The organism is Lelliottia sp. 7254-16, from assembly GCF_002922995.1.
Taxonomy (GTDB): domain Bacteria; phylum Pseudomonadota; class Gammaproteobacteria; order Enterobacterales; family Enterobacteriaceae; genus Enterobacter; species Enterobacter jeotgali.
Genome location: NZ_PQVS01000021.1, coordinates 1 through 26,971 on the forward strand (window position 1 = coordinate 1; position 26,971 = coordinate 26,971).

At 51.9% G+C, this 26,971-nt stretch carries 30 protein-coding genes and 1 other annotated feature; of the genes, 14 read left to right on the forward strand and 16 right to left on the reverse strand.

The window, feature by feature from the left end:
• Window positions 1–504 precede the first annotated feature (504 nt).
• The 3 genes from clpB to rluD form a co-directional block, all read right to left on the reverse strand.
• Complete coding sequence (gene clpB, locus C3708_RS21095; RefSeq protein ID WP_103950175.1) at window positions 505–3,078, reverse strand: ATP-dependent chaperone ClpB; 2,574 nt, start codon at window positions 3,076–3,078, stop codon at window positions 505–507.
• Window positions 3,079–3,206: 128 nt separating this feature from the next.
• Window positions 3,207–3,938, reverse strand: coding sequence for a purine nucleoside phosphorylase YfiH (yfiH, locus tag C3708_RS21100; RefSeq protein ID WP_103950176.1), 732 nt, complete (start codon window positions 3,936–3,938; stop codon window positions 3,207–3,209).
• Complete coding sequence (gene rluD, locus C3708_RS21105; protein ID WP_095282961.1) at window positions 3,935–4,915, reverse strand: 23S rRNA pseudouridine(1911/1915/1917) synthase RluD; 981 nt, start codon at window positions 4,913–4,915, stop codon at window positions 3,935–3,937. The genes yfiH and rluD overlap by 4 nt, the downstream gene beginning before the upstream one ends.
• A gap of 130 nt (window positions 4,916–5,045) precedes the next feature.
• Here rluD and bamD point away from each other — a divergent pair, with 130 nt between their 5' ends.
• From bamD to pheA, 4 genes are all read left to right on the forward strand, one after another.
• Window positions 5,046–5,783, forward strand: a complete 738-nt coding sequence (gene bamD, locus C3708_RS21115) for an outer membrane protein assembly factor BamD (RefSeq protein WP_095282962.1) — start codon at window positions 5,046–5,048, stop codon at window positions 5,781–5,783.
• A 269-nt stretch (window positions 5,784–6,052) separates the two neighbouring features.
• Complete coding sequence (gene raiA, locus C3708_RS21120; protein ID WP_095282963.1) at window positions 6,053–6,394, forward strand: ribosome-associated translation inhibitor RaiA; 342 nt, start codon at window positions 6,053–6,055, stop codon at window positions 6,392–6,394.
• A gap of 103 nt (window positions 6,395–6,497) precedes the next feature.
• Window positions 6,498–6,623: a sequence feature (Phe leader region), on the forward strand.
• A complete protein-coding gene (pheL, locus tag C3708_RS21125; protein WP_103946649.1) occupies window positions 6,499–6,546 on the forward strand; it encodes a pheA operon leader peptide PheL in 48 nt (15 codons plus the stop codon). Its footprint overlaps the feature before it by 48 nt.
• A gap of 29 nt (window positions 6,624–6,652) precedes the next feature.
• On the forward strand, window positions 6,653–7,813 hold the full coding sequence (gene pheA / locus C3708_RS21130) for a bifunctional chorismate mutase/prephenate dehydratase (RefSeq protein WP_103950177.1): 1,161 nt from the start codon (window positions 6,653–6,655) through the stop codon (window positions 7,811–7,813).
• On the opposite strand, the gene C3708_RS21135 is transcribed toward pheA, so the two are convergent.
• The 3 genes from C3708_RS21135 to aroF are packed head-to-tail and all read right to left on the reverse strand — an operon-like array spanning window position 7,810 to window position 10,944.
• Complete coding sequence (locus tag C3708_RS21135; RefSeq protein ID WP_103950178.1) at window positions 7,810–8,682, reverse strand: SMP-30/gluconolactonase/LRE family protein; 873 nt, start codon at window positions 8,680–8,682, stop codon at window positions 7,810–7,812. The genes pheA and C3708_RS21135 overlap by 4 nt on opposite strands.
• Window positions 8,683–8,741: 59 nt before the next feature.
• Window positions 8,742–9,863: a bifunctional chorismate mutase/prephenate dehydrogenase gene (gene tyrA, locus C3708_RS21140; RefSeq protein WP_095282966.1), complete on the reverse strand. Its 1,122-nt coding sequence runs from the start codon at window positions 9,861–9,863 to the stop codon at window positions 8,742–8,744.
• Between the two features lie 10 nt (window positions 9,864–9,873).
• On the reverse strand, window positions 9,874–10,944 hold the full coding sequence (aroF, locus tag C3708_RS21145) for a 3-deoxy-7-phosphoheptulonate synthase AroF (RefSeq protein ID WP_095282967.1): 1,071 nt from the start codon (window positions 10,942–10,944) through the stop codon (window positions 9,874–9,876).
• A gap of 212 nt (window positions 10,945–11,156) precedes the next feature.
• Between aroF and C3708_RS21150 the strand changes: the two genes are divergently transcribed.
• The 4 genes from C3708_RS21150 to C3708_RS21165 all read left to right on the forward strand — a co-directional run bounded on the left by C3708_RS21150 (window position 11,157) and on the right by C3708_RS21165 (window position 13,925).
• The gene (locus C3708_RS21150; protein ID WP_095282968.1) at window positions 11,157–11,531 is read left to right on the forward strand and encodes a DUF2799 domain-containing protein; all 375 of its coding nucleotides are present in this window, start codon (window positions 11,157–11,159) and stop codon (window positions 11,529–11,531) included.
• A gap of 195 nt (window positions 11,532–11,726) precedes the next feature.
• Entirely contained in the window at window positions 11,727–12,212 is a 486-nt protein-coding gene (locus tag C3708_RS21155) for a YfiR family protein (RefSeq protein WP_174348938.1), read from the forward strand.
• Window positions 12,205–13,425, forward strand: a complete 1,221-nt coding sequence (dgcN, locus tag C3708_RS21160; protein WP_095282970.1) for a diguanylate cyclase DgcN — start codon at window positions 12,205–12,207, stop codon at window positions 13,423–13,425. The genes C3708_RS21155 and dgcN overlap by 8 nt, the downstream gene beginning before the upstream one ends.
• Window positions 13,426–13,439: 14 nt before the next feature.
• The gene (locus C3708_RS21165) at window positions 13,440–13,925 is read left to right on the forward strand and encodes an OmpA family protein (RefSeq protein WP_103950179.1); all 486 of its coding nucleotides are present in this window, start codon (window positions 13,440–13,442) and stop codon (window positions 13,923–13,925) included.
• Window positions 13,926–13,928: 3 nt separating this feature from the next.
• Here C3708_RS21165 and C3708_RS21170 read toward each other — a convergent pair whose 3' ends face one another.
• The 7 genes from C3708_RS21170 to ffh form a co-directional block, all read right to left on the reverse strand.
• Window positions 13,929–15,296 (reverse strand): PepSY domain-containing protein, encoded by a 1,368-nt coding sequence (locus C3708_RS21170; RefSeq protein ID WP_103950180.1) that lies wholly within the window; start codon window positions 15,294–15,296, stop codon window positions 13,929–13,931.
• 58 nt (window positions 15,297–15,354) lie between these two features.
• Complete coding sequence (locus tag C3708_RS21175) at window positions 15,355–15,759, reverse strand: DUF2946 domain-containing protein (RefSeq protein WP_103946487.1); 405 nt, start codon at window positions 15,757–15,759, stop codon at window positions 15,355–15,357.
• A 128-nt stretch (window positions 15,760–15,887) separates the two neighbouring features.
• Window positions 15,888–16,235 (reverse strand): 50S ribosomal protein L19, encoded by a 348-nt coding sequence (rplS, locus tag C3708_RS21180; protein ID WP_095282974.1) that lies wholly within the window; start codon window positions 16,233–16,235, stop codon window positions 15,888–15,890.
• A gap of 44 nt (window positions 16,236–16,279) precedes the next feature.
• Complete coding sequence (gene trmD / locus C3708_RS21185; RefSeq protein ID WP_095282975.1) at window positions 16,280–17,047, reverse strand: tRNA (guanosine(37)-N1)-methyltransferase TrmD; 768 nt, start codon at window positions 17,045–17,047, stop codon at window positions 16,280–16,282.
• Between the two features lie 31 nt (window positions 17,048–17,078).
• Window positions 17,079–17,618: a ribosome maturation factor RimM gene (gene rimM, locus C3708_RS21190; RefSeq protein WP_095282976.1), complete on the reverse strand. Its 540-nt coding sequence runs from the start codon at window positions 17,616–17,618 to the stop codon at window positions 17,079–17,081.
• Window positions 17,619–17,633: 15 nt separating this feature from the next.
• Entirely contained in the window at window positions 17,634–17,882 is a 249-nt protein-coding gene (rpsP, locus tag C3708_RS21195; RefSeq protein WP_095282977.1) for a 30S ribosomal protein S16, read from the reverse strand.
• A gap of 148 nt (window positions 17,883–18,030) precedes the next feature.
• On the reverse strand, window positions 18,031–19,392 hold the full coding sequence (gene ffh / locus C3708_RS21200) for a signal recognition particle protein (RefSeq protein ID WP_095282978.1): 1,362 nt from the start codon (window positions 19,390–19,392) through the stop codon (window positions 18,031–18,033).
• Window positions 19,393–19,558: 166 nt separating this feature from the next.
• On the opposite strand from ffh, the gene C3708_RS21205 reads away from it, so the two are divergent.
• The gene (locus tag C3708_RS21205) at window positions 19,559–20,350 is read left to right on the forward strand and encodes an inner membrane protein YpjD (RefSeq protein ID WP_095284347.1); all 792 of its coding nucleotides are present in this window, start codon (window positions 19,559–19,561) and stop codon (window positions 20,348–20,350) included.
• A gap of 18 nt (window positions 20,351–20,368) precedes the next feature.
• A complete protein-coding gene (locus C3708_RS21210; protein WP_095282979.1) occupies window positions 20,369–21,658 on the forward strand; it encodes an HlyC/CorC family transporter in 1,290 nt (429 codons plus the stop codon).
• A gap of 55 nt (window positions 21,659–21,713) precedes the next feature.
• Here C3708_RS21210 and grpE read toward each other — a convergent pair whose 3' ends face one another.
• Window positions 21,714–22,307: a nucleotide exchange factor GrpE gene (grpE, locus tag C3708_RS21215; RefSeq protein ID WP_142503618.1), complete on the reverse strand. Its 594-nt coding sequence runs from the start codon at window positions 22,305–22,307 to the stop codon at window positions 21,714–21,716.
• Window positions 22,308–22,428: 121 nt separating this feature from the next.
• Here grpE and nadK point away from each other — a divergent pair, with 121 nt between their 5' ends.
• The 3 genes from nadK to bamE all read left to right on the forward strand — a co-directional run bounded on the left by nadK (window position 22,429) and on the right by bamE (window position 25,534).
• Entirely contained in the window at window positions 22,429–23,307 is an 879-nt protein-coding gene (gene nadK / locus C3708_RS21220) for an NAD(+) kinase (protein WP_015960089.1), read from the forward strand.
• Between the two features lie 85 nt (window positions 23,308–23,392).
• Complete coding sequence (gene recN / locus C3708_RS21225; RefSeq protein WP_103950182.1) at window positions 23,393–25,054, forward strand: DNA repair protein RecN; 1,662 nt, start codon at window positions 23,393–23,395, stop codon at window positions 25,052–25,054.
• A gap of 138 nt (window positions 25,055–25,192) precedes the next feature.
• Window positions 25,193–25,534, forward strand: a complete 342-nt coding sequence (gene bamE / locus C3708_RS21235; protein ID WP_095282982.1) for an outer membrane protein assembly factor BamE — start codon at window positions 25,193–25,195, stop codon at window positions 25,532–25,534.
• A gap of 63 nt (window positions 25,535–25,597) precedes the next feature.
• Here bamE and C3708_RS21240 read toward each other — a convergent pair whose 3' ends face one another.
• Both C3708_RS21240 and C3708_RS21245 read right to left on the reverse strand, forming a co-directional pair.
• Window positions 25,598–25,885, reverse strand: a complete 288-nt coding sequence (locus C3708_RS21240; RefSeq protein WP_103950183.1) for an RnfH family protein — start codon at window positions 25,883–25,885, stop codon at window positions 25,598–25,600.
• The gene (locus C3708_RS21245; RefSeq protein ID WP_199184176.1) at window positions 25,875–26,312 is read right to left on the reverse strand and encodes a type II toxin-antitoxin system RatA family toxin; all 438 of its coding nucleotides are present in this window, start codon (window positions 26,310–26,312) and stop codon (window positions 25,875–25,877) included. Before C3708_RS21245 ends, C3708_RS21240 begins: the two co-directional genes overlap by 11 nt.
• A 162-nt stretch (window positions 26,313–26,474) precedes the next feature.
• Between C3708_RS21245 and smpB the strand changes: the two genes are divergently transcribed.
• Window positions 26,475–26,957, forward strand: coding sequence for an SsrA-binding protein SmpB (gene smpB, locus C3708_RS21250; protein WP_095282985.1), 483 nt, complete (start codon window positions 26,475–26,477; stop codon window positions 26,955–26,957).
• The last annotated feature ends 14 nt before the right edge of the window (window positions 26,958–26,971 follow it).

Here is a 26,971-nt window from a genome sequence, read left to right on the forward strand (position 1 = left end):
GGCCTGCCGCCAGCGTTCAATCTGAGCCATGATCAAACTCTTCAATTTAAGTTTGATGCTCGTGAATTAAACTTCGTAATGAATTACGTATGTTCACTCAGAGACTTTGGTATTCATTTAGCGTCTTTCGACGTTTAGAATCCATGTCACTTTGAGTGCCCACACAGATTGTCTGATAAATTGTTAAAGAGCAGTGCAACGCGGCTTTCGCTCACCGTTGCGAGGTCCCGTATAATACGTTTTCCTCATTCAGAGTCAAGCGTTTAATTTCGCTTTTCTCTGTCGGCGTTCATCGCTGAACCCCTTCTGTCCCGGCGGCTTGTGTGCCGTTGTTCCGTGTCAGTGGAGGCGCATTATAGGGAGTTATTCTGAGGCTGCAAGTGTAAATCAGAAAATAATGACTGACCGCTCACTTTCCAGGCAAATATTATCCCAGATATTGAGTTTTGCCTGGTTTTTAAACAAAAACGAGCCCCGAGAGGCTCGTTTTTGAGGTTTTGTGACTTACTGCACTGCCACAATTCGGTCTTCATTCACTTCAAGGCGAATCACTTTTCCAGGAATCAGCTCCCCGGAGAGGATTTGCTGCGCCAGCGGGTTCTCGATCTGCTGCTGGATAGCACGTTTCAGAGGACGCGCCCCGTAAACCGGATCGTAACCATTGGCACTCAACAGTTTCAGCGCCTCGTCAGAGATGTGGATTTCATAGCCACGCTCTTCAAGACGTTTATACAGACGCTGCAACTGAATCTGTGCAATAGAAGCAATGTGTTTTTCCCCAAGCGGGTGGAACACGACCACTTCATCGATACGGTTAATGAATTCCGGGCGGAAGCTATGGCTAACCACACCCAGCACCAGATCCTTCATATGACCGTAATCCAGTTCACCGAAACGTTCCTGAATCAAATCGGAACCCAGGTTCGAGGTCATGATCACCACAGTATTGCGGAAATCGACCGTTCTCCCCTGCCCGTCAGTCAGACGACCATCGTCCAATACCTGCAGCAGAATGTTGAACACATCCGGGTGCGCTTTTTCCACTTCATCTAATAAGATGACGGAATAAGGACGACGACGAACCGCTTCAGTCAGATAACCCCCTTCTTCATACCCGACATATCCTGGAGGCGCACCGACCAGACGCGAGACCGAGTGTTTCTCCATAAACTCAGACATATCGATACGCACCATTGCGTCATCGCTGTCGAACATAAAGTTCGCCAGGGTTTTACACAGCTCGGTTTTACCTACGCCGGTCGGCCCCAGGAACAGGAACGAACCAATCGGGCGATTAGGATCTGACAAGCCCGCACGACTACGACGAATCGCATTCGATACGGCCTCAACAGCTTCATCCTGGCCGATCACACGATGATGGAGGTCATGCTCCATACGCAGCAGTTTTTCACGTTCCCCTTCCAGCATGCGGGCAACAGGGATACCCGTCCAGCGTGCCAGAACGTCTGCGATTTCCACATCCGTCACTTTGTTACGCAGCAGACGCATGGTTTTGCCTTCTGACTGCGTCGCCATCTCCAGCTGTTTTTCAAGTTCCGGAATTTTGCCGTACTGCAACTCTGACATGCGTGCCAAATCGCCCACGCGACGCGCCTGCTCAATGGCAATTTTCGCCTGCTCAAGTTCAGCCTTGATCGTCTGGGTGCCAGAAAGTGAGGCTTTTTCAGCCTTCCACTCTTCTTCCAGGATGGAGTACTGGCGCTCTTTATCGTCCAGTTCTTCATTAAGCATATCCAGACGTTTTTTACTCGCTTCATCAGACTCTTTCTTCAGCGCCTGCTGTTCAAGCTTGAGCTGAATGATCCTGCGGTCGAGTCTGTCGAGTTCTTCCGGTTTGGAGTCTATCTGCATACGAATGCTGGACGCCGCTTCATCAATCAGATCGATGGCTTTATCCGGCAACTGTCTGTCGGCAATATAACGGTGAGACAACGTTGCCGCCGCCACGATAGCCGGGTCCGTAATCTGCACGTGGTGATGCAATTCATAACGCTCTTTCAGACCACGCAAGATAGCGATGGTGTCTTCCACCGTTGGCTCAGCCACGAACACTTTCTGGAATCGACGTTCCAGCGCAGCGTCTTTCTCGATGAACTGGCGATACTCATCCAGCGTCGTCGCGCCGACGCAGTGCAGTTCACCACGAGCCAGGGCTGGTTTCAGCATGTTCCCGGCATCCATTGCGCCATCGGCTTTACCGGCACCGACCATGGTGTGCAATTCGTCGATAAACAGAATGACATTGCCTTCCTGTTTCGACAGATCGTTAAGCACGCCTTTTAAACGCTCTTCGAATTCACCGCGGTATTTTGCCCCCGCCACCAGCGAACCCATATCCAGCGCCAACACGCGGCGGCCTTTCAGCCCTTCCGGCACTTCGCCGTTAACAATACGCTGCGCCAGCCCTTCAACGATGGCAGTTTTACCGACGCCCGGTTCACCAATCAGTACCGGGTTGTTTTTGGTACGACGCTGCAGTACCTGAATGGTACGGCGAATCTCTTCGTCACGACCGATCACCGGGTCAAGCTTGCCTTGTTCAGCACGCTCAGTCAGATCGACCGTATATTTTTTCAAAGCCTGACGTTGGTCTTCGGCTCCTTGATCGTTCACGCTTTCACCTCCACGCATTTTTTCAATCGCCTGAGTCACATTGGCGGTTGTCGCACCGGATGATTTCAGCAGATCGGTCAGCGTACCGCGTGATTCAAGCACCGCCAGAACAAACAGTTCCGACGAGATAAAGTTGTCCCCACGTTTTTGCGCCAGCTTGTCGCAAAGGTTCAGCACGCGCACCAGATCCTGAGACGGCTGAACATCCCCACCGGTGCCTTCCACCTGTGGCAGACGGCTCAGTGCCTGATCGATAGCCGTGCGCAGCTCGCCAGCATTAATGCCAGCCGACGTGAGTAAAGGACGTACCGATCCCCCTTCCTGATTCAGCAAGGCGCTCATTAAATGAAGAGGTTCGATAAATTGGTTGTCGTGCCCCAGTGCGAGAGACTGGGCATCGGCGAGAGCAAGCTGGAATTTATTAGTAAGACGATCCAGACGCATAACTCCTCCCATAACAGGTCAAATTTGCTACTGGAGATTAAATGAGGTCATCCCTCAATTATTCAAGGTTAATGACCTGAAATATGCGAAAAGAAAAGGCGCGTGCCGGATCGTCTTGATTCGTTAGGTTATATCACCCAAATAAAACTTGCCATACGACCGGTGGTGTTGTCGCGACGATAAGAGAAAAAATCACCCTTTTCGGTGAAGGTACAGCGATCGCCACCGAATATCTGCGTCACCCCAACGTTGCCCAGACGCTGGCGGGCAAGTTGATAGATATCAGCCAGATATTTATCACCTTGCGGCCGGAATGCGCTGACGGCTTGCGGATCTTTTTCGATAAACGCTTCGCGCACCTCAGGACCGACTTCAAAAACCTTTGGACCGATGGCCGGACCAAGCCAGGCCATGATATTGCCCGGGGCGTCTTCAAAGCAGGCGATTGTCTCTTCCAGCACACCCGCGCACAGCCCCCGCCATCCGGCATGGGCGGCGGCGACTTCAGTACCCGCACGGTTGCAAAAGAGAACAGGCAGGCAGTCGGCGGTCATCACAGCACAAACTGTCCCTGGCGTATTGCTGTAGGACGCATCGGCACGTTTAGAAGCGTAGGGTTCCCCCGTCAGCCTCAACACATCATTGCCATGCACCTGCTCAAGCCATACGGGTTTTGACGGCAAATGTCCTGCCGCAAACATGCGCTTGCGATTCTCGTCAACGTCTTCAGGGTTATCACCGCAGTGAGCCCCCAGATTCAATGACGCCCACGCATCGTGGCTCACGCCACCGACACGGGTTGAGCTACAGGCTGCCACGCCTGCAGGAATTGGCCACTCCGGGACAATCAGTTTGGTCATAACCAGTCCACTTTATCCTTATGTTCTTCAAAGTCTGCACGCATTGCAGCAATGAGATCGACCATATCCTGTGGGATTGGCGCATGCCATTCCATTTCGATACCGGTGACCGGATGATAAAGACGCAGCATCGTTGCGTGCAGCGCCTGACGGTCGAATTTACGCAAGGTGCTGATAAATTCTTCCGACGCGCCCTTCGGCGGACGCGGACGGCCACCATAAACCTGATCGCCCACCAGCGGATGAGTGATATGGGACATATGCACACGGATCTGGTGAGTACGGCCCGTTTCCAGACGCAGACGCAGACGCGTATGAATGCGGAAATGTTCCATGATGCGATAGTGCGTCACCGCAGGTTTCCCCATCGGATGCACAGACATATGGGTGCGTTTGGTCGGGTGACGGCTAATAGGCTCTTCAACCGTGCCGCCTGACGTCATGTGACCAATCGCCACGGCTTCATATTCACGGGTGATTTCACGCAGCTGCAGCGACTCAACCAGACGCGTCTGGGCAGGAACCGTTTTCGCGACCACCATCAAACCGGTAGTGTCTTTATCCAGACGGTGAACGATGCCCGCACGCGGTACGTCAACAATCGGCGGATAATAATGAAGAAGCGCATTCAGTACGGTGCCATCTGGATTACCTGCACCCGGATGTACGACTAAACCGCGCGGCTTGTTGATCACCAGGATATCGTCATCTTCATAAACGATTTCCAACGGGATATCCTGCGCCTCGAAACGGACTTCTTCTTCTATTTCAGCATTGATGGCGACGGCTTCCCCACCTAACACTTTCTCTTTTGGCTTGTCCCATACTTTGCCGTTTACCAGCACGCGCTGGTCAAGAATCCATTCTTTTATGCGTGAACGTGAATAATCAGGGAACATTTCGGCCAAAGCTTGATCTAAGCGTTGACCGAGCTGATTTTCGGAGACTGTTGCGGTGAGTTCTACTCGTTGTGCCATAGACTGCTTCTTCGTTTAACGTTGGGTTTTACGGCTTTGCCGTATAATATAGTGTGCTATTGTAGCTGGTCTTAATCGGGAGCAGGAAAGAGATTCTCCCGGACAAACATTTGAGGAAAGTCAAAACGTCATGACGCGCATGAAATATCTGGTGGCAGCGGCCACGTTGAGCCTGGCTTTGGTGGGCTGCTCCGGTTCAAATGAACAGGTCCCTGACAATCCGCCGAATGAAATCTATGCGACTGCACAACAAAAACTGCAGGACGGTAACTGGAAACAGGCGATAACGCAACTGGAAGCGCTGGATAATCGTTATCCATTTGGTCCGTATTCCCAGCAGGTACAATTAGATCTCATCTATGCCTACTACAAAAATGCCGATCTGCCGCTGGCTCAGGCTGCCATCGATCGCTTCATCCGTCTGAACCCGACTCATCCGAACATCGATTATGTCATGTATATGCGCGGACTGACCAACATGGCGCTGGATGATAGCGCTCTGCAAGGTTTCTTCGGTGTTGATCGTTCTGACCGTGACCCGCAACACGCGCGCGATGCATTCAATGACTTCTCCAAGCTGGTGCGTGGCTATCCGAACAGTCAGTACATTACCGATGCCACCAAGCGTCTGGTATTCCTGAAAGATCGTTTGTCCAAGTATGAATACTCTGTTGCTGAGTACTATACGCGTCGTGGCGCATGGGTGGCAGTGGTTAACCGCGTCGAAGGCATGCTGCGTGACTATCCAGATACACAAGCCACTCGTGATGGTTTGAAGCTGATGGAAAACGCATACCGCCAGATGCAGATGAACGCACAGGCTGAAAAAGTCGCGAAGATTATCGCCGCGAACAGCAGCAATACCTGATCGTTTCCAAAATGCAGAACGGCAGCCCAAGGGCTGCCGTTTTTTTATCCGTTATGGCCATCCGCTGAAGCGGTTTAGAGCCGACCAATCCTATCAACTATGGCTGCAATTCCCGACTTCGACAAGGTAAAAATCGCCTGTTCCTGCCTTTCCTCACAAAAAAGCTTCCTTGACAAAAAGTGACAAAATAACGTGATTTAAATCACACATTTTGACATTAGGACAGGTATGCTGGAATCACCAAGACGGAAAGACAAGAGGTAAAATTTATGACAATGAACATTACCAGTAAACAAATGGAAATTACTCCGGCAATCCGCCAGCACGTCGCAGACCGTCTCGCCAAATTGGATAAATGGCAAACTCATTTGATTAACCCGCATATCATTCTGTCTAAGGAACCACAGGGTTTTACCGCTGACGCAACTATCAATACTCCAAACGGCCACCTGGTCGCCAGCGCTAAACACGAAGATATGTATACCGCTATCAACGATTTGATCAACAAGCTGGAACGGCAGCTCAATAAAGTGCAACACAAAGGCGAAGCCCGTCGCGCCACAACATCGGTGAAAGACGCAAGCTATGCCGAAGAAGTTGAAGAAGAGTAATCCTTTAAATTGAGTGTACCGCCAACGCGCCTCCGGGCGCGTTTTTTATTGACAGGATGAAAACAGTACGGGTACTTTAATGGTATCAATCACAGGATGAACCCATGACACGCACACCGTTTTTCTTCGCATTCTTTTTTACCTTCCCCTGAATGGGAGGCGTTTCGTCGTGTGATAAAGAATGCGAAGACGAACAACAAGGCCTCCCACACCGGGGGGCCTTTTTTATTGATAACAATAAACTAAACAGGCAACGCTATGACATCGGAAAACCCGTTACTGGATCTGCGAGTAAAAATCAGCGCACTGGATGAAAAACTGCTGGCGCTGCTCGCCGAACGCCGCACCCTTGCCGTCGAAGTGGGTAAAGCCAAGCTTGACTCCCACCGCCCGGTGCGCGATATCGACCGCGAGCGCGATCTGCTGGAGCGCCTGATCGAGCTGGGTAAAGCACACCACCTGGATGCTCATTACATCACCCGCCTGTTCCAGCTTATCATCGAAGATTCCGTACTGACCCAACAAGCGCTGCTGCAACAACATCTGAATAAAACTAATCCGCACTCCGCACGCGTGGCGTTTCTCGGGCCAAAAGGGTCTTACTCGCATCTGGCCGCACGCCAGTATGCCGCTCGCCATTTCGAAGAATTTATTGAAAGCGGCTGCGCAAAGTTCGCGGATATTTTTAATCAGGTCGAAACCGGACAAGCTGATTACGCTATCGTGCCGATTGAAAACACCAGTTCCGGTGCGATTAACGATGTGTACGATTTGCTTCAACACACTAGCCTGTCACTGGTTGGCGAGCTGAACATTCCAATCGATCACTGCGTACTGGTTTCTGGCTCAACCGACCTGAGCCAAATTGATACCGTCTACAGCCATCCACAACCGTTCCAGCAGTGCAGCCAGTTCCTGAACCGTTATCCACACTGGAAAATTGAGTACACCGAAAGCACGTCTGCGGCGATGGAAAAGGTGGCGCAGGCGAACTCTCCACGCGTAGCCGCGCTCGGTAACGAAGCGGGTGGCGCGCTGTATGGCTTGCAGGTGCTGGAGCGAAATCTGGCTAACCAGACACAGAACATTACCCGCTTCGTGGTATTGGCGCGTAAAGCGATTGATGTGTCCGATCAGGTCCCGGCGAAAACCACCTTACTGATGGCGACAGGTCAGCAGGCGGGTGCACTGGTTGAAGCCCTACTGGTGTTACGTAATCACAATCTGATCATGACCAAACTGGAATCCCGTCCGATCAACGGGAATCCGTGGGAGGAGATGTTCTATCTGGATATTCAGGCCAACCTGAAATCGGCATCCATGCAAGACGCCCTGCGTGAACTGGCCGAAATCACCCGTTCGATGAAAGTGCTGGGCTGCTATCCGGGCGAAAACGTCGTGCCGGTCGATCCGGTTTAACGCTCGACGAACCGATTTTTCTTCATTCCTGCCACGCTAACTGGCAGGGTGAAGATCGCACCTGATAGCGGATACTCCGCGACTTCCTGGCTATCCATGTTCTCGCGCGTGGTGGTGATAAACAGCGTTTTCATATCATCGCCACCAAAACAGACCATCGTCGGGCAACGCACCGGCAGGCGGTACTCTTCCAGCTGTTCCCCTTGCGGTGAGAACCGTGCAATGCGCCAACCATCAAACAACGCGCTCCAGTAGCAGCCTTCAACATCCATCGCGGCACCGTCTGGGATTCCTTCCCCTTCTTTGAATCGGCGAAACACTTCGCGCGATCCCGGCTCGCCCTGCTCATCCAGCGGCGTACGGTAGATAACGCCATTGGGCGTATCCGAGGTAAACATCCACTGATTGTCCTGACTAAAGGCCAGCCCATTATGTCCGTGAATATCGCACTGGATCACTTTCGGCGTTAAGTCGTTATCAATACGCATCAGCATCGCGCCGTTATAATCTCCAGGCCCCCAAAAGGTGCCTGCGTAAAAACGCCCCAGATGATCGGTGCCACCGTCGTTAAAACGGGCCAGCTGAGGATTCGACGGGTTATCACACACTTTACGCTGGAGCAGCCCGTGCTTATCGGTCAGCCAGATCGCGTTACGCATCGCGACGATAAATCCGCCTTTTTCACGCAAGGCAAAACAGCCAACTTCTTCATGGAATGAGAGAACAGTATGTTTAGCCGAAGAGAGATGATAACGATGAATCTCGCCTTCCAGAATATCGGCCCAATAGAGTGCGTTCTCGCTCTCACTCCAGGTCGGACATTCCGGTAAGTGCCCAGTGTAATCGAATAAAACCTGCAGTTCCGCCATGACAAATCCTCAAATGAAAAAAGCCAGCAGTGCTGGCTTTTAGTATATACATCATTAGATTACTGGCGGCTATCGTTCGCCTGGCGCAATAAGGTGCGGCTCTCATTCTGGAAACGCTTCGCGTAATCACCGAACCAGTGTTCGACCTTACGGAAACTGTCGATAAAGGCCTGCTTATCGCCCTGTTCCAGTAACGCTATCGCCTCACCAAACCTCTGGTAGTAGCGTTTGATCAGCGCCAGATTATTCTCTGACGACATAATAATATCAGCATACAGCTGAGGATCCTGGGCAAACAGACGCCCGACCATTGCCAGCTCCAGACGGTAAATCGGAGAGGAAAGCGCCAGCAACTGCTCCAGTTGTACATTCTCTTCAGCCAGATGCAGGCCGTAAGCGAATGTCGCAAAGTGGCGCAGCGCCTGAATAAACGCCATGTTTTGATCGTGCTCAACCGCGCTGATGCGGTGCAAACGCGCGCCCCACACCTGAATCTGTTCCAGGAACCACTGATAGGCTTCCGGCTGACGGCCATCGCAGTAAACGACAACTTGTTTCGCCAGGCTACCACTGTCCGGGCCAAACATCGGGTGTAAGCCCAGCACCGGTCCGTTATGCGCCGCGAGCATCGCCTGTAGCGGACCATTCTTCACGGACGCCAGATCCACCAGAATACAGTCTTCCGGCAGAGGCGGAAGTTTTCCGATAATGGCTTCGGTCACATGAATTGGCACGCTGACGATGACCATGCCCGCATCGGACATTAACTCTGGCGCTCGCGCCCAGTCTTCTTTTTCAAGAATGCGTACCTGATAGCCAGAAAGCGTCAGCATCTTCTCAAACAGACGCCCCATCTGACCGCCACCGCCGACGATCACCACCGGGCGCAACGACGGACAGAGGGTTTTGAAGCCCTTATCGTTTTCGCTGGAGTAGGATTCACGCATCACGCGGCGCAGGACATCTTCAATCAGATCGGGGGAAACCCCCATCGATTGCGCCTCATCACGACGAGAGGCCAGCATGGACGCCTCGCGCTCCGGGACGTAAATCGGCAAGCCGTATTTGCTTTTGACTTCGCCGACTTCCGCAACCAGTGACATACGGCGCGCCAGCAAATCCAGCAGCGCCTTATCCACTTCATCAATTTGATCGCGTAATGCGGTCAATTCTGCAACCATAACAAACCTCTTAAGCCAGACGCGTCGCCAACTGGCCGTTCAAATCTTTGTGGATCTCACGCAGCAGCGCGTCAGTCGCTTCCCAACTGATACACGCGTCCGTGACGGAGACACCGTGTTTCATTGCACTGCGCGGCTGTTCGGATGACTGATTACCCTCGTGGATATTACTCTCAATCATCAGACCGATAATCGAACGGTTGCCGTCTTTGATTTGCGCGACAACGGATTCCGCTACCGCAGGCTGGCGACGGTAATCTTTATTGGAGTTACCATGGCTGCAATCTACCATCAGAGCCGGGCGCAGTCCCGCCTGTTCCATCTCTTTTTCACACTGCGCGACATCCGCCGGGCTGTAGTTTGGTGCTTTACCGCCGCGCAGGATCACGTGACCATCCGGGTTGCCCTGAGTTTGCAGAAGGCAAACCTGACCGGCCTGGTTGATCCCGACAAAGCGGTGCGGCATCGCCGCTGCACGCATGGCGTTAATCGCGGTGGCCAGACTGCCGTCAGTGCCGTTTTTAAAACCAACCGGCATCGACAGGCCAGACGCCATCTCGCGGTGAGTTTGTGATTCTGTGGTGCGCGCACCAATCGCGGACCAGCTAAACAGATCGCCCAGGTATTGCGGGCTGTTCGGGTCGAGCGCTTCTGTCGCCAGCGGCAGCCCCATATTCACCAGGTCTACCAGCAGACGACGCGCAATCTTCAGACCGGCTTCCACATCAAACGAGCCATCCATGTGCGGATCGTTAATCAATCCTTTCCAGCCCACGGTGGTACGAGGTTTTTCAAAATAGACGCGCATGACCAGGTAGAGGCTATCGCTGACCTCCTCTGCTAATGCTTTAAATCGACGAGCGTATTCAATCGCGGTTTCAGGATCGTGAATAGAGCAAGGCCCGCACACCACCAGCAGACGCGGATCGCGACCGGCAATGATGTTTGAAATGGTCTGGCGGGAGTGCTCGATCTGAGCCTCTTGTTCAGTGCTCAGCGGGAATTCCTGCTTTAGCTGATCTGGCGTGATCAAAACCTGTTCGTCGGTAATATGTACGTTGTTCAGCGCGTCTTTTTGCATGATGGTGATCCTGTAATGCTCGTTTGCGATAGTGTTTTCCTCGATGAGGTGAACATACAATATCACACGAAGTAAAGATTTCAATCCAAAATACGTAAACATTATTTTACGACTGGCGATTTTTAGCAAAAAACATCCGATAAAACTGTAAACTTAAAATTACACATCGCTTTTTCTTAGCCAGGCTATGCTGAAGAAAAAGGAGAATGACAATGCGTCTAACTGTTTTCGTACTACTGTCTCTACTTTTGACAGGCTGTCAGATAAACCCCTACACCTTCCAGCCAACCTGGACCGGCACTAGTTGGTTCACTGCCGGTAAGGAAGATGCCATGAATGGCGCGTCGGTAAAAAGCAATGAAACACTCGCGGATAATTTTAACGATCCAGACGTAAACCGCAGTGAATACCTGCGTGGTTACGCAGACGGACAGAAAAAAATATGCACTGAGGATTTTGTCTACGCCTGGGGCGTGTCCGGGAAAGTATTTCCCGCCAGTTGCGATACCGCAGAAAATGCAGACCTGTTGCGCAAATCCTGGCAAAAAGGAATGGATGAAGGAATGCGGGGATCAAGACTTAATTAATTTAATAACATAACTATTTCATCCAGTTGCGATTTGGATTTGGCTTAAGTCACCATAAATTCCACATAATGACTGTTTAGGTAAACAATGGTATTCTGCCCGCAATATTTAAGGACATATATTTCCAGAGCGGTATGGCGGATTCTGGTGAGACATTTTTTTTCGATCCCTTTGTGCCATGTGTTGCTGGCGCTCATGCTGTTGATTGTCGGCGGGCAAACCCATGCAGAGACAGTGACGGAAACAGATAAGTCAGTACGTGCGATCGTCTCTGGCATTGTCAGTTATACCCGTTGGCCAGCGCTTTCTGGTCAGCCTAAGCTCTGTATTTTTTCATCATCCCGTTATGCTCAAGCGCTCAGTGAAAGCACTTCGGTCTCATTGCCGTACACGCCACAGATTGTTCATACTGAGTCAGAAGCATTAAATGCCACCTGTGATGCCGTTTATTTTGGAAATGAATCGCCTGCTAATCAACTTGAATTATTCAGGAATTATCAGGGCAGAGCGTTACTATTAATCGCCGAACAAAATGCTGAATGTGTTATTGGCAGTGCCTTTTGCCTGATTATTAATGAAGAAACAGTTAGATTTTCTGTCAATCTGGATGCACTGTCCCGCAGTGGCGTAAGAGTCAATCCGGATGTGTTAATGCTTGCCCGGAATAAGAAGCATGAATAAGGAATTTTCTTCAACGCCACGCCCAACGTTTAAAAGAACGCTGAGGCGCATCAGTATGATTAGCGTAGTTATTACCATGACGCTAATATGGTTATTATTGTGTATTGCGTCGGTAGTGACGTTAAAACAATACGCACAAAAAAATCTCGAATTAACCACTGCCACCATGAGTCGTAGTCTCGAAGCCTCTCTGGTTTTTAATGATGCGACAGCGGCCGGAGAAATCCTTGCCACACTTGGCAAACAGGGTCAGTTCGCCGTTGCAGAAGTGCTCGACGTCCATCATAAGCGTTTTGCGTCCTGGTCATGGAACCCTGATGATAATCCCGACACCCTGGGAACGTTGGTGAGCCGTCTGCTCTTTCCCGTCCCGGCCGTGCAACCGGTGATGCATAACGGCAACGTTATTGGCGAAGTCCGTATCACCGCACGCGACAGCCTGATTAGCCATTTTATCTGGACATCTTTCGCCGTATTAACGGGTTGTATTTTCCTCGCCGCTTTTGTGGCACTGGCCATCACCCGATCGTTACATCATGGGATCGTCACGGCGCTGCAAAACATCACCGAGGTGGTACATGACGTCAAAACGAATCGTAATTTTTCGCGTCGGGTAGACGAAGAGCGCATCGAGGAATTTCACCGTTTCGGCCAGGATTTCAATAGCCTGCTCGACGAAATGGAAGAGTGGCAGCTTAAATTACAGGCCAGAAATGCGCAGTTGATGCGTACCGCTATGCACGATCCACTGACAGGGCTTGCCAACCGCGCCGCTTTTCGCAACAGCATTGCTGCGCTAATGAACGATTCCTCTGCACAGTTCAACTCAGCCCTGCTGTTTCTGGACGGTGATGACTTCAAACAGATTAATGATACCTGGGGACATGCGGCGGGCGATTGCGTGCTGATTGACGTCGCCAGCAGAATGGTCGAGTTTGGCGGCCAGCGCCATCAGTCCTACCGTCTCGGCGGCGACGAATTTGCCATGATTCTTTATGGCGTTCACTCGACGACCGACGTACAGCAGATCTGTAATGCGCTATCACAGCAGTTTCTGCTGCCGTACGATCTGCACAATGGACACACCGCAACAATGTCTCTCAGTATTGGTTTTGCTCTGACGTGGGAAAATACCTCGGTTGAGGCATTGCTGGAGCAAGCCGATCGCAATATGTACCAGGCGAAAAAGCAGCGCTCAAAAATAATATCGTAAAAAAGGAACACATTATGTTAAAGCGATACCTCGCTCCAGTCTTACTGGCATCAATGATTCTGGCAGGCTGCCAGGCACCGCCCCAGGGAAAATTCACCGCAGAACAGATCGCGGCGATGAAATCCTATGGCTTTAACGAAATGAATGGCGACTGGTCACTCGGCCTGTCGGCCAAAATTTTGTTTGGTAAAAACGAATATCAGCTGCGACCGGAAAGCGAACAACAGATCCAGACGATGGCGACAAAACTGGCCGCAACAGGTCTGGTCCACGCGCGCATGGACGGACACACGGATAACTACGGCGAAGAGAGTTACAACGAAGCGCTGTCCTTAAAACGCGCTAACGTCGTGGCAGATGCCTGGGCGAAAGGGGCCAATATCCCGCGCAGCAACCTCACCACACAGGGATTAGGCAAAAAATACCCGGTTGCGAGTAATGCGACATCACAAGGGCGCGCTGAAAACCGCCGCGTGGCAGTGGTTATCAGCACGCCTTAACCATTATTTGGTGGATTCAGACAGCGACAGCAACGACTGCGCGCGCCAGCGCAACCAGTCAATCAGCACGAAAAAGGCCAGGCTGAACCCCATCACCGGCATCATCATCCCGAGCATGACGCTGATAAATAGCGTCATTCCTCGCCCACTCGCGGGGAGTGACAGCCAACACTGACATAGCGTCAACACCGGATTCCTGGAGGCCAGAGCAGGACGACGCATCCACCACATCCGATATCCCCATGCGATCAATACGCACAGCGACACGCCGAAGACGATCAGTATCAGTTGATTCACCAGACCAAACAGAATCCCCATATGAAAATCAACGCCCCAGCGAGTCAACTTCGCCATCAACGGGAAATCGGCGAAACGGGTTTGGTCCAGGATCTGCATGGAATGCGGGTCAATAGCCACGGCGTCCACCTGCGTTGGCCAACCGCGATCAATCTCAGTGACTGTCCAGGCTTGTTCAGCCATTTTAGCAGGCCTGATTTCCAGCTTATTCGCATCGATACCCGCCTCTCTTGCCACGTGCAGGACGTTATCAAACAGCGTCAGATCCATCGCCATCTCAGGCATCATCATCGCATCATGATGCCCGCGATGCTCAGCATGAGAGTCGACCTCAGCCGCTGGCCCGCGCAGCTGAGTGTTCACCTGCGGTGTGAGCCAGTTCATTTGCGTACGCAGTTTGTCGACGTTCCCACCCGCCCACTGCGACCAGGTAAGGCCGGTGGCAGAAAACAACAACATCCCACCCAACAACGTCCAGCCGAGTGCTACATGCACACGACGGCGACTCTGAAAGGCGTTATTGATTCGCCGTTTAGGGCGTGTGTAAAACCACAGTGCAATCCCACCCAGAGCTGCTATCCACATCCAGGAGGCGGCCAGCTCGCTATACAAACGTCCAAAATCCCCCAACATCAATGAACTGTGCAGATAATCAATTTTCTGACGTAGAGGCAAAATGCCGCTGGTGCCGTAAACCGTCATATCCCCGCGAACCTCAAGACTCACCGGATCGACAAAAATAGCCCGGTTTTCCGATGGTCCAAGCGTCGGGTCAGCAAACATCACGCGCGTCGTTTCCCCTCCAATCAGGCCCGGACGCACGGCTTGCAGGCGTAATTGATCTCCAATAGCTTTCTCCGCTACGGCGATTTGCTCAGCCAGAGGTTGAGCTTCACCGGTGGTGTCGCTATACAGCGCGTGCTTATACAGTATGCTTTCGAGCTGCGGTGTCGCCACATAGAGCGTTCCCGTTAATGCTGCGAAAAAAATGAACGGGCCGACAAACAACCCAATATAAAAATGGAGGCGTCGCAGCAGGTTTCCCCAGGCTGCGCGCGGCGTGCTAGCAGTCATACTTTTCCTTTGTGCAGGCAAAAAGTTATCGATGCGCAAACGCGCATATCTTTATTGTTTAGAGGGAATAAGCAGACAATTGCGGCGGAGCGCGGGTATCGGGAAACAGCCAGGGGAAAAAGTGCCAGTGGTTTACCGCCTGTCGCGTTGGTTTGATACGTTGACGCAGCAACACGGCGCACAGCAGCACAATCAGCGCCAACATCATGCCCGGCACATGCGCCAGTAATACGCAGTATCCGCAGGCCTCAGCATGATCAAGCGGCATCGGCTGTGGCGTTTCAGCATGATGTCCCGCCATCGACATCTGGCTCATATCATGGTGCATACCTGGCATCGCACTCATGGGATCTTTTTGCAGCGAGACGGAAATCAGTGGTGCAACCACGATCAGCAGGATCGCAAACAGCGCGGTCCAGGCCGCTTTGCGATTCAAGGCTGACAGATGCGGTGCGTTATTCACTGACCCTCCACTAGAGAGCCGGTATTGTAAATGATTTATGACGGAAGAGTTACAGGCGGAGTGAATTGGCATAAAAAAGGGCCGGCCTTGCGGCCAGCCCTTTTAACAGGATGTTGCTTAAGCGAGTCTTAGTTCAGACGCTCTTTGATACGAGCAGACTTACCAGTACGCTCACGCAGGTAGTACAGTTTAGCTTTACGTACAGCACCACGACGTTTGACAGTAATGCTGTCAACTACTGGAGAGTGAGTCTGGAAGACACGCTCAACACCTTCGCCGTTGGAAATTTTACGAACAGTGAATGCAGAGTGCAGACCGCGGTTACGAATAGCGATAACCACGCCCTCGAATGCCTGCAGACGTTTTTTGGAACCTTCAACAACCCATACTTTCACTTCCACGGAATCACCCGGACGGAATGAAGGTACGTCCTGCTTCATCTGCTCTTGTTCAATTTGCTTAATAATGTTGCTCATAATTTAATCTCTTATCCTGGGTAAACTGATATATCGGGAGCGTATTACGCTTGCCCATCATGTTTATGTTGCTGTTGTGCGTGCTCTTTTTTGAACTCCGCCAGCAACCTTACTTGCTCTTCAGTCAGAGCCAGGTTTTCCAGAAGTTCAGGTCTTCTAAGCCAGGTTCGGCCCAGCGACTGCTTCAAACGCCAGCGACGTATCTCGGCATGGTTTCCCGACAGCAATACCGCCGGTACTTCCATCCCTTCTAACACTTCAGGGCGGGTATAGTGTGGACAGTCCAGCAATCCATCAGCAAAAGAATCTTCTGTTGCTGAAGCTTCATGGCCCAGTACACCCGGAATAAACCGGGCTACGGAGTCAATCAGCGTCATTGCCGGTAGCTCACCACCGCTGAGAACGTAATCGCCGATTGACCATTCTTCATCAATTTCGGTCTGAATTACGCGCTCATCTATCCCTTCATAGCGACCACATACCAGAATCAGTTTCTGATTCGTGGCCAGTTCGCTTACGCCTGCTTGATCAAGCTTGCGTCCCTGAGGTGACAGATAAATCACCTTTGCGCCTTCACCTGCCGCGGCTTTTGCTGCATGGATGGCTTCCCGTAAGGGTTGAACCATCATTAACATCCCCGGTCCGCCGCCGTAAGGACGTTCGTCCACGGTACGGTGCCGGTCATGCGTGAAGTCACGAGGACTCCAGCTTTCGATGTTCAGCAGGCCTTTTTTTACTGCCCGGCCAGTTACCCCGTAATCAGTAATCGCGCGGAACATTTCAGGAAACAGGCTAATAATGCCAATCCACATAGCGCCGTCTTTTACCGTTTATCCGGAGAATTTAAAAACCAGGATCCCAATCTACTTCGATTGTTCGAGTAGTGAGATCGACTTTCTTGATAACCTGCCCATCGAGGAACGGAACCAGCCGCTCCTTGATGCCAAACGCATCTTTCAGGTTTGCCTTAATGACGAGAACGTCATTTGACCCGGTTTCCATCATGTCGATGACTTTGCCCAGGGCATAGCCTTCAGTAGTGACCACCTGGCAACCCATAAGGTCTTTCCAGTAATAATCACCCTCTTCCAGCGAAGGCAGTTGCGATGAATCGACGACAATTTCGCAATTGGTCAGCAGATTCGCCGCATCGCGATCGTCAACGCCTTTCAGCTTGATCACGATATCCTGATTGTGGTGACGCCAGCTTTCCAGCTCGACCGTTTCCCACTTACCGGCTTTCTGGATCATCCAGGGCTGGTAATTAAAAATGCTTTCAGCGTCTTCAGTGGAGGAAAACACTCTGAGCCAACCACGAATACCGTAGCAAGAACCCATTTTTCCCAATACGATCGGTTCAACAGGTGCTTTATTGCTCATCATGACCACCGTGACAGATTAAGCTGCTTTGTTTGCTGCTTTGATAAGCGTAGCAACGCGATCGGAAACAGTAGCGCCCAGGCCAACCCAGTGAGCGATACGATCCAGATCCAGACGAGTTTCTTCTTCAGAACCGCTAGCAATCGGGTTGAAGAAACCAACGCGCTCAATGAAGCGACCGTTGCGTGCATTACGGCTGTCAGTAACAACAACCTGGTAGAACGGACGCTTTTTTGCGCCGTGACGTGCTAAACGAATAGTTACCATAACATCCTCTTGTGTGAATAAAACACAGGGCCCCATCGAGGAACGGAGCCCAGTGTCATATTAAAAGCCCGAAAATTTTACTGATTTCTGGGGAAAATGCAATCAACAGTTACTCAGACTGCTGTAAATGGCAGGCAAGCCAGGCCAATCAGCGGCCCGGGAAGCCTGGGGGCATCATCCCTTTCATGCCTCGCATCATTTTCGCCATTCCGCCCTTCTTCATTTTCTTCATCATGCGCTGCATGTCGTCGAACTGTTTCAGAAGGCGGTTTACATCCTGTACCTGCATCCCGCAACCGGCGGCGATGCGGCGTTTGCGCGAACCTTTGATGATTTCTGGCTTGGCGCGCTCTTTCAGCGTCATCGAGTTGATGATCGCTTCCATACGCACCAGCACTTTGTCATCCATTTGCGCTTTGACGTTATCTGGGATCTGACCCATGCCCGGCAGTTTGCCCATCAGGCTGGCCATGCCACCCATGTTTTTCATCTGGCGAAGCTGTTCGAGGAAGTCGGTCAGGTCGAAACCGTCACCTTTCTTCAGCTTGCTTGCCAGCTTCTCAGCCTGCGCGCGGTCAACCTTGCTCTCGATATCTTCGATCAGCGACAGCACGTCGCCCATACCAAGAATTCGGGAAGCAATACGATCTGGATGGAACGGCTCCAGCGCTTCGGTCTTCTCACCGACGCCGAGGAATTTGATCGGCTTACCGGTGATGTGACGGATAGAGAGCGCCGCACCACCGCGAGCATCACCGTCCACTTTCGTTAATACAACGCCGGTCAACGGCAGCGCTTCATTAAACGCTTTTGCGGTATTTGCCGCATCCTGACCGGTCATCGCATCGACAACAAACAGGGTCTCAACCGGATTAATCGCGGCGTGAACCTGTTTGATTTCGTCCATCATCGCTTCGTCAACGTGCAGACGACCGGCGGTATCCACCAGCAGCACGTCGTAGAATTTCAGCTTCGCTTCTTTCAGCGCCGCATTAACGATGTCCACTGGCTTTTGCGCAACGTCAGACGGGAAGAAATCTACGCTAACCTGCTCAGCCAGAGTTTCAAGCTGTCGGATTGCCGCCGGACGATAAACGTCGGCAGAAACAACCAGGACTTTTTTCTTATGCTTTTCGCGCAGGAATTTACCCAGTTTAGCGACGCTGGTGGTTTTACCCGCACCCTGCAGGCCCGCCATCAGCACCACCGCAGGTGGCTGCGCGGCCAGGTTCAGAACCTGGTTTTCTTCGCCCATTGCCGCAACCAGCTCGCTGCGCACAATTTTGACGAACTCCTGACCTGGGGTCAGGCTTTTGTTCACTTCATGACCAACCGCTTTCTCTTTTACACGGCTGATAAACTCGCGCACAACGGGCAGTGCCACATCGGCTTCGAGCAACGCCATGCGGACTTCGCGCAGCGTTTCTTTCACATTGTCTTCGGTAAGGCGCCCACGGCCGCTGATGTTGCGCAGCGAGCGCGACAAACGATCGGTTAAATTATCAAACATTGTCTCTCGCCTGAGGGTGAAACGTTAGGTCGCGTCAGCGACACATACACAGAATTTTGCCGCAGTATAACATGAAGGCGTCTTTGTTGTTATGCAACGGTTGGAGCGCGCGTCACGTAACGTTATACTGCTTCTCTTTCTTATTAAGACAACTGTCGACGCCTATATGCCTGTTTTCGCACTGATCGCCCTTGTTGCCTACTCTTGCAGCCTTGCGCTGATTATCCCTGGCCTGTTACAAAAAAACAGCGGCTGGCGGCGTATGGCTATTTTGTCGGCAGTGATCGCGCTGGTAAGCCATGCGTTTGCGCTGGAATCGCGCATTATTCCGGGCGACGGCAGCGTACAAAATCTGAGTGTCCTGAACGTCGGCTCACTCGTCAGCCTGATGATCTGTACGGTCATGACCATTGTCGCTTCCAAAAATCGCGGCTGGCTGTTACTGCCGATTGTCTACGCTTTTGCGCTGATTAACCTGGCGTTTGCCACCTTCGTTCCCAACGAATTCATCACCCATCTTGAAACCACACCGGGCATGATGGTGCATATCGGCCTGTCGCTGTTCTCTTACGCTACGCTGATCATTGCGGCGCTGTACGCCATGCAACTGGCGTGGATTGACTACCAGCTGAAAAACAAAAAACTGGTTTTCAACCAGGAAATGCCACCGCTGATGGTCATTGAGCGTAAGATGTTTCACATCACTCAAATTGGCGTTGTTTTGCTGACGCTAACGCTGTGTACGGGTTTGTTTTACATGCATAACCTGTTCAGCGTTGAGAATATCGATAAAGCGGTTCTCTCTATCATTGCGTGGTTTGTCTATATTGTCCTGTTATGGGGCCATTATCATCAGGGCTGGCGCGGTCGTCGCGTCGTCTGGTTTAACGTAGCGGGCGCTGGCATCCTGACCCTGGCCTATTTTGGCAGTCGCGTCATACAGCAGTTCGTCGGCTAAGCAACAAAGGAGTTCCCCCTGGAACACATCTCCACCACCACGTTGATCGTCACGCTGATCGTCATGGTGGTTATCTCCGCCTACTTCTCAGGATCGGAAACCGGCATGATGACCCTCAACCGCTACCGGTTACGTCATCGTGCTAAACAGGGTAACCGCGCAGCCCGACGCGTCGAAAAGCTGCTGCGTAAACCCGATCGCTTGATTAGCCTGGTGCTCATCGGCAACAACCTCGTCAATATTCTCGCCTCCGCGCTGGGTACCATCGTCGGGATGCGTCTTTACGGCAATGCGGGTGTCGCCATTGCGACCGGCGTTCTGACATTCGTGGTGCTGGTATTTGCTGAAGTCCTGCCTAAAACCATCGCCGCACTGTACCCAGAGAAAGTTGCCTATCCGAGCAGTTTCCTGCTGGGGCCGCTGCTGATCCTGATGATGCCGCTGGTCTGGCTGCTGAATATGGTCACCCGTTTGTTGATGCGCATGGTCGGGATTAAAGCCGACGTGGTCATCAGCAGTGCCCTGAGCAAGGACGAACTGCGCACCATCGTGCATGAATCTCGCTCGCAGATTTCTCGTCGTAATCAGGACATGCTGCTGTCGGTGCTGGATCTCGAAAAGGTCAGCGTCGATGACATTATGGTGCCGCGCAATGAAATCGTCGGGATCGACATCAACGATGACTGGAAAGCCATCGTCCGCCAGCTAACGCACTCCCCGCATGGCCGTATCGTGCTTTATCGTGATTCACTGGACGACGCCATTAGCATGCTGCGCGTACGCGAAGCTTATCGCCTGATGACGGAGAAAAAAGAGTTCACCAAAGAGGTGCTGCTTCGTGCCGCCGATGAACTTTACATCATTCCTGAAGGCACGCCGCTCAGCACGCAGCTGGTAAAATTCCAGCGCAATAAAAAGAAAGTCGGCCTGGTGGTCAACGAATACGGGGATATTCAGGGGCTGGTGACAGTCGAAGATATTCTGGAGGAGATTGTTGGCGACTTTACGACGTCAATGTCTCCATCGCTTGCCGAAGAGGTCACGCCACAGAACGACGGTTCGGTATTAATCGACGGCAGCGCCAACGTGCGCGAGCTCAACAAAGCCTTCAACTGGCAGCTGCCTGAAGACGACGCTCGCACCATTAACGGAATGATTCTGGAAGCACTGGAAGAGATCCCGGCCTCCGGCACCCGTGTGCGCATCAGCCAGTACGATATTGATATCCTGGACGTGCAGGACAATATGATCAAGCAGGTGAAAGTCATCCCGATAAAACCGCTGCGGGATAGCGTAGCCGAACGGTAATGTGTAGGCCGGGTAAGGCAAAGCCATCACCCGGCACTACTCAAGCTAAAGCAAATTACGCCTTCGCTTTTGCAACAGTCACCATTGCAGCACGAATCGTACGACCGTTCAGCGTGTAACCTTTCTGCATCACGGCAAGCACATTGCCTGCGGTGACATCTTCAGATTCAACCATTGCAATCGCCTGGTGAACGTTCGGGTCCAGAGCGACGTTGGTATCAGCCACCACTTCAACGCCGAACTTACGCACTACATCCAGCATGGATTTCAGCGTCAGTTCCAGGCCTTCGACCATCGCAGCCATGTCTGGGTTGGCTTTATCAGCCACTTCCAGCGCACGATCCAGGCTATCAATCACCGGCAGCAGTTCGTTGACGAATTTCTCCAGCGCGAACTTATGCGCCTTCTCCACGTCCAGCTCGGTACGACGACGCAGGTTTTCCATTTCCGCTTTGATACGCAGCACGCTTTCGCGCTCGCGATTCTGGGCTTCAGTTAACTGAGCTTCCAGATTCGCAATTTTCTCATCGCGCGGATCCACCTGCTCAGCAGAAGCATCCGGCTCAACAGCCTCAACTTCTTCATGCTGTTCCATGATAATTTCTTCCGGGGCTTGCCCCTCAGGCGTTTTCTGTTCTTTACTACTCATGAATTTCTCCGCGTTTTTCTGCATTCATCTCGCTAACTTCGCTTATTATGGGGATCAGTTTCCGGGATTCAAGGGAACAAAGCATATTGTCACCATCATTCGGCACAAGGACCTCCAGAAAATGAATAATCATTTCAAGTGTATTGGGATTGTCGGACATCCACGTCACCCTACCGCGCTGACGACACATGAAATGTTGTATCGCTGGCTGTGCGCGAAAGGTTATGAAGTGATGGTTGAACAGCAAATTGCGCAGGAATTGCAGCTCAAAAATGTGAAGACCGGTACACTGGCTGAGATCGGCCAGCAGGCTGATCTCGCGGTCGTGGTCGGCGGCGACGGCAACATGCTCGGCGCTGCCCGCACGCTGGCGCGTTACGACATTAAAGTCATCGGTATCAACCGTGGCAATCTCGGCTTCCTGACCGACCTCGACCCTGATAACGCTCATCAGCAGCTGGCGGATGTCCTGGATGGGCATTACATCAGTGAAAAACGCTTTCTGCTCGAAGCGCAGGTCTGCCAGCAGGATTGTCAAAAACGGATTAGTACGGCCATCAATGAAGTGGTCCTGCATCCTGGCAAAGTCGCGCATATGATTGAGTTCGAAGTCTATATCGACGAAGTCTTTGCCTTCTCGCAACGTTCTGACGGGCTTATCATTTCCACACCGACCGGTTCTACCGCCTATTCCCTTTCCGCTGGCGGTCCGATCCTGACGCCCTCTCTGGATGCCATTACGCTGGTGCCAATGTTCCCGCACACCCTCTCGGCCCGCCCTTTGGTTATCAATAGTAGCAGCACCATCCGTCTGCGCTTCTCGCACCGCCGCAACGATCTTGAAATCAGCTGCGACAGCCAAATTGCACTGCCAATTCAGGAAGGTGAAGATGTCCTTATCCGCCGCTGCGACTACCATCTGAATTTGATCCACCCGAAGGACTACAGCTATTTCAACACCCTAAGCTCAAAACTCGGCTGGTCAAAAAAATTGTTCTAAAGTCGCACTCAGCACTTTACTGTATAAAAAACCAGTTTATACTGTATGAAAATACAGTTATGGTTTTTCATACAGGAAAACAATTATGCTGGCACAACTGACCATCAGCAACTTCGCCATTGTTCGTGAGCTTGAGATCGACTTCCAGAGTGGAATGACGGCTATAACCGGTGAAACCGGAGCCGGTAAATCTATTGCCATTGATGCGCTCGGATTGTGTCTCGGCGGTCGTGCAGAAGGCGACATCGTGCGCACCGGCGCCAGTCGAGCCGATCTCTGTGCACGCTTCTCTTTGAAAGATACCCCTGCCGCTCTGCGCTGGCTTGAAGTCAATCAGCTCGAAGATGGACGTGAGTGTTTACTTCGCCGCGTCATCAGCAGCGACGGGCGCTCCCGTGGTTTCATTAATGGCACTGCGGTTCCTCTTTCGCAGCTTCGTGAGCTGGGCCAGTTACTGATTCAAATTCATGGTCAGCACGCGCATCAACAGCTCATCAAACCTGAACAACAAAAGGCACTGTTTGATGGCTACGCGGGTGAGCACGCGCTCACTCAGCTGATGGCAGAACATTATCGCCTTTGGCATCAAAGCTGCCGTGAACTGGCGCAGCATCAGCAGCAGAGTCAGGAGCGCGCCGCACGTGCTGAACTGTTGAACTATCAGCTTAAAGAACTGAATGAATTTAACCCGCAGCCGGGCGAGTTTGAGCAGATCGACGAAGAGTACAAACGGCTGGCTAACAGCGGGCATCTGATTTCAACCAGCCAACAAGCACTCAATCTGCTGGCGGATGGCGAAGACATCAACCTGCAAAGCCAGCTCTATTCCGTGCGCCAGCAAGTCACTGAACTGGTCAGTCTCGACAGCAAACTGTCAGGCGTGCTCGAGATGCTGGAAGAAGCTGCCATTCAGATTTCCGAGGCAGGTGAAGAACTGCGCCATTATTGCGAGCGCCTGGATCTCGATCCCAATCGTCTGTTTGAGCTTGAGCAGAGAATTTCCCGCCAGATTTCACTGGCACGTAAACACTACGTCACGCCGGAAGAACTGCCGAATTTTCACCAGTCGCTGTTAGATGAACAACAGCAACTCGACGATCAGGCCGACTCGCATGAAACCCTGTCGCTGGCAGTGAATGTTCATCATCAGCAGGCTCTGGCCACGGCGAAGCAGCTTCACGCGGTCCGCCAGCATTATGCTCAGGAACTGGGTCAGCACATAACAGACAGCATGCATGCGCTATCGATGCCACACGGCATCTTTACCATCGACGTCAAATTTGAAGTTAATCATTTAACGGCAGAAGGCGCAGACCGCATCGAGTTTCGTGTGACGACTAACCCAGGCCAGCCTTTACAGGCGATTTCCAAAGTGGCCTCCGGGGGCGAACTCTCGCGTATCGCTCTGGCGATTCAGGTGATCACCGCACGTAAAATGGAAACCCCGGCGCTGATTTTCGATGAAGTGGACGTGGGGATCAGCGGCCCGACCGCTGCCGTTGTCGGCAAACTGCTCCGTCAGTTGGGCGAATCCACCCAGGTAATGTGTGTGACCCACCTTCCGCAGGTGGCTGGCTGTGGGCATCACCATCTCTTTGTCAGCAAAGAAACAGACGGTGAAATGACTGAAACGCACATGCAGCCATTGGATAAAAAAGCTCGGTTACAAGAACTGGCTCGGTTACTTGGCGGCAGTGAAGTCACTCGTAATACGCTGGCCAACGCGAAAGAACTGTTGGCTGCATAAACTTTTTCGGGTTCTCAGGGTCATACTGAACAACAAAAACGCCGTCAGACCGGTTTCAAAGTGGGGCAAGGTCTATTATCATCGGCATATAACATATGAGCCGCGTATTGCTCGGGCCCGAAAAGGAATCAAATCACTATGCGCTGTAAAACGCTGACCGCTGTCGCAGCGGTTCTTCTGATGTTGACCGCAGGTTGTTCCACTCTGGAGCGAGTGGTTTACCGTCCTGACATCAACCAGGGGAACTACCTCACACCTAACGATGTGTCTAAAATTCGTGTCGGCATGACGCAACAGCAGGTCGCTTATGCACTGGGAACCCCGATGATGTCCGATCCGTTCGGCACTAACACCTGGTTCTATGTTTTCCGCCAGCAGCCTGGCCATGAAGGCGTGACTCAGCAGACGCTGACCCTGACCTTTAACAGCAGCGGTGTGTTAACCAACATTGACAACAAACCGGCGCTCACTAAAGAGTAAGGTTTCAGAAATGCAAAAAGGTGCTCACTGAGCACCTTTTTTGTGTCTTTACGATGTTTAGTTCTACTTCCCAGCTTTCTCCGCACGCTGACGGCGCAGCTCTTTAGGGTCGGCAATCAGCGGACGATAAATCTCAACGCGATCGCCGTCATTCACAACGTCACTCAGCTTAACCGGACGGCTGTAAATACCCACTTTGTTTTGAGCCAGATCGATATCACTGCGCAGCTCAAATAGACCAGAGGCGCGAATTGCTTCTTCAACGGTGGCCCCCTCTTCGAGTTTCACGCGTTGCAGATATTGCTTTTCAGGCATCGCGTAAGCCACTTCCACCGTGATTTTAGGCGACACTGTAAACCTCTTTAGCACGCACGGTGAATGCCTGAACCATATTGGAGGCCAGTTCTTTAAAGATGCGGCCAAACGCCAGTTCGATCAGCTTATTGGTGAACTCGAAATCCAGATGGAACTCGATGCGGCAGGCATCAGCGCTCAGCGGCGTAAACTTCCAGCCTCCCATCAAGGTTTTGAACGGCCCGTCGACCAGATGCATCAGAATACTTTGATTATCGGTCAGCGTATTTCGAGTAGTGAATGTCTTACTGATCCCTGCTTTGGACACATCCACCGCCGCCGTCATCTGCGTCGGGCCAGCATCCAGCACCCGGCTACCGGTACACCCCGGGATAAACTGCGGGTAGGACTGAACGTCATTCACTAACTGGTACATTTGTTCCACACTGTAGGGGACAAGCGCAGTACGGCTAATCTGAGGCATAGCATTTTCCATCGTCACACAACGGACAAATAATAACATTTATCCCCTGTTAAAAAAACGCTAAGGCGTATCTCGTGCTAAGATAGCGCGTTGGACCTCACAGGATGCAATCGCAATGAGGTTACTTTTTGAACTCAGATTACCTATGGCTTCACGACACTTATGACGAAGAAAAAAGCACATAAACCTGGCTCGGCAACCATTGCGCTGAACAAGCGTGCCCGCCATGAGTATTTCATTGAAGAAGAATTCGAAGCTGGTCTTGCGTTGCAGGGCTGGGAAGTCAAATCCCTGCGTGCAGGGAAAGCAAACATCAGCGACAGCTATGTGATCCTGATTGATGGCGAAGCCTTCCTGTTTGGTGCGAACTTTACGCCGCTGGCCGTCGCCTCTTCGCACTACGTTTGCGACCCGACGCGCACGCGCAAACTGCTGCTGAACCAGCGCGAACTGGCTTCACTCTTTGGCCGCATCAACCGCGAAGGTTACACCGTCGTCGCCCTGTCTCTGTACTGGAAAAATGCCTGGTGTAAAGTGAAAATCGGCGTGGCTAAGGGTAAGAAACAGCATGACAAACGTGACGACGTAAAAGACCGTGAATGGCAGGTCGACAAAGCGCGTATCATGAAGCACGCAGGTCGTTAATTTCTGCCTGAATT

What these genes read in the sequence shown, in the direction of transcription:
- pheA (WP_103950177.1), top strand. Translation starts at nt 6,653, where the DNA reads ATGACATCGGAAAACCCGTTACTGGATCTGCGAGTAAAAATCAGCGCA.
- rplS (WP_095282974.1), bottom strand. Translation starts at nt 16,235, where the DNA reads ATGAGCAACATTATTAAGCAAATTGAACAAGAGCAGATGAAGCAGGAC.
- ffh (WP_095282978.1), bottom strand. Translation starts at nt 19,392, where the DNA reads ATGTTTGATAATTTAACCGATCGTTTGTCGCGCTCGCTGCGCAACATC.
- bamE (WP_095282982.1), top strand. Translation starts at nt 25,193, where the DNA reads ATGCGCTGTAAAACGCTGACCGCTGTCGCAGCGGTTCTTCTGATGTTG.
- recN (WP_103950182.1), top strand. Translation starts at nt 23,393, where the DNA reads ATGCTGGCACAACTGACCATCAGCAACTTCGCCATTGTTCGTGAGCTT.
- rpsP (WP_095282977.1), bottom strand. Translation starts at nt 17,882, where the DNA reads ATGGTAACTATTCGTTTAGCACGTCACGGCGCAAAAAAGCGTCCGTTC.
- raiA (WP_095282963.1), top strand. Translation starts at nt 6,053, where the DNA reads ATGACAATGAACATTACCAGTAAACAAATGGAAATTACTCCGGCAATC.
- aroF (WP_095282967.1), bottom strand. Translation starts at nt 10,944, where the DNA reads ATGCAAAAAGACGCGCTGAACAACGTACATATTACCGACGAACAGGTT.
- rimM (WP_095282976.1), bottom strand. Translation starts at nt 17,618, where the DNA reads ATGATGAGCAATAAAGCACCTGTTGAACCGATCGTATTGGGAAAAATG.
- dgcN (WP_095282970.1), top strand. Translation starts at nt 12,205, where the DNA reads ATGAATAAGGAATTTTCTTCAACGCCACGCCCAACGTTTAAAAGAACG.
- C3708_RS21205 (WP_095284347.1), top strand. Translation starts at nt 19,559, where the DNA reads ATGCCTGTTTTCGCACTGATCGCCCTTGTTGCCTACTCTTGCAGCCTT.
- trmD (WP_095282975.1), bottom strand. Translation starts at nt 17,047, where the DNA reads ATGTGGATTGGCATTATTAGCCTGTTTCCTGAAATGTTCCGCGCGATT.
- rluD (WP_095282961.1), bottom strand. Translation starts at nt 4,915, where the DNA reads ATGGCACAACGAGTAGAACTCACCGCAACAGTCTCCGAAAATCAGCTC.
- smpB (WP_095282985.1), top strand. Translation starts at nt 26,475, where the DNA reads ATGACGAAGAAAAAAGCACATAAACCTGGCTCGGCAACCATTGCGCTG.
- C3708_RS21155 (WP_174348938.1), top strand. Translation starts at nt 11,727, where the DNA reads ATGCTGTTGATTGTCGGCGGGCAAACCCATGCAGAGACAGTGACGGAA.
- bamD (WP_095282962.1), top strand. Translation starts at nt 5,046, where the DNA reads ATGACGCGCATGAAATATCTGGTGGCAGCGGCCACGTTGAGCCTGGCT.
- C3708_RS21170 (WP_103950180.1), bottom strand. Translation starts at nt 15,296, where the DNA reads ATGACTGCTAGCACGCCGCGCGCAGCCTGGGGAAACCTGCTGCGACGC.
- yfiH (WP_103950176.1), bottom strand. Translation starts at nt 3,938, where the DNA reads ATGACCAAACTGATTGTCCCGGAGTGGCCAATTCCTGCAGGCGTGGCA.
- nadK (WP_015960089.1), top strand. Translation starts at nt 22,429, where the DNA reads ATGAATAATCATTTCAAGTGTATTGGGATTGTCGGACATCCACGTCAC.
- C3708_RS21245 (WP_199184176.1), bottom strand. Translation starts at nt 26,312, where the DNA reads ATGCCTCAGATTAGCCGTACTGCGCTTGTCCCCTACAGTGTGGAACAA.
- grpE (WP_142503618.1), bottom strand. Translation starts at nt 22,307, where the DNA reads ATGAGTAGTAAAGAACAGAAAACGCCTGAGGGGCAAGCCCCGGAAGAA.
- C3708_RS21165 (WP_103950179.1), top strand. Translation starts at nt 13,440, where the DNA reads ATGTTAAAGCGATACCTCGCTCCAGTCTTACTGGCATCAATGATTCTG.
- C3708_RS21135 (WP_103950178.1), bottom strand. Translation starts at nt 8,682, where the DNA reads ATGGCGGAACTGCAGGTTTTATTCGATTACACTGGGCACTTACCGGAA.
- C3708_RS21150 (WP_095282968.1), top strand. Translation starts at nt 11,157, where the DNA reads ATGCGTCTAACTGTTTTCGTACTACTGTCTCTACTTTTGACAGGCTGT.
- clpB (WP_103950175.1), bottom strand. Translation starts at nt 3,078, where the DNA reads ATGCGTCTGGATCGTCTTACTAATAAATTCCAGCTTGCTCTCGCCGAT.
- tyrA (WP_095282966.1), bottom strand. Translation starts at nt 9,863, where the DNA reads ATGGTTGCAGAATTGACCGCATTACGCGATCAAATTGATGAAGTGGAT.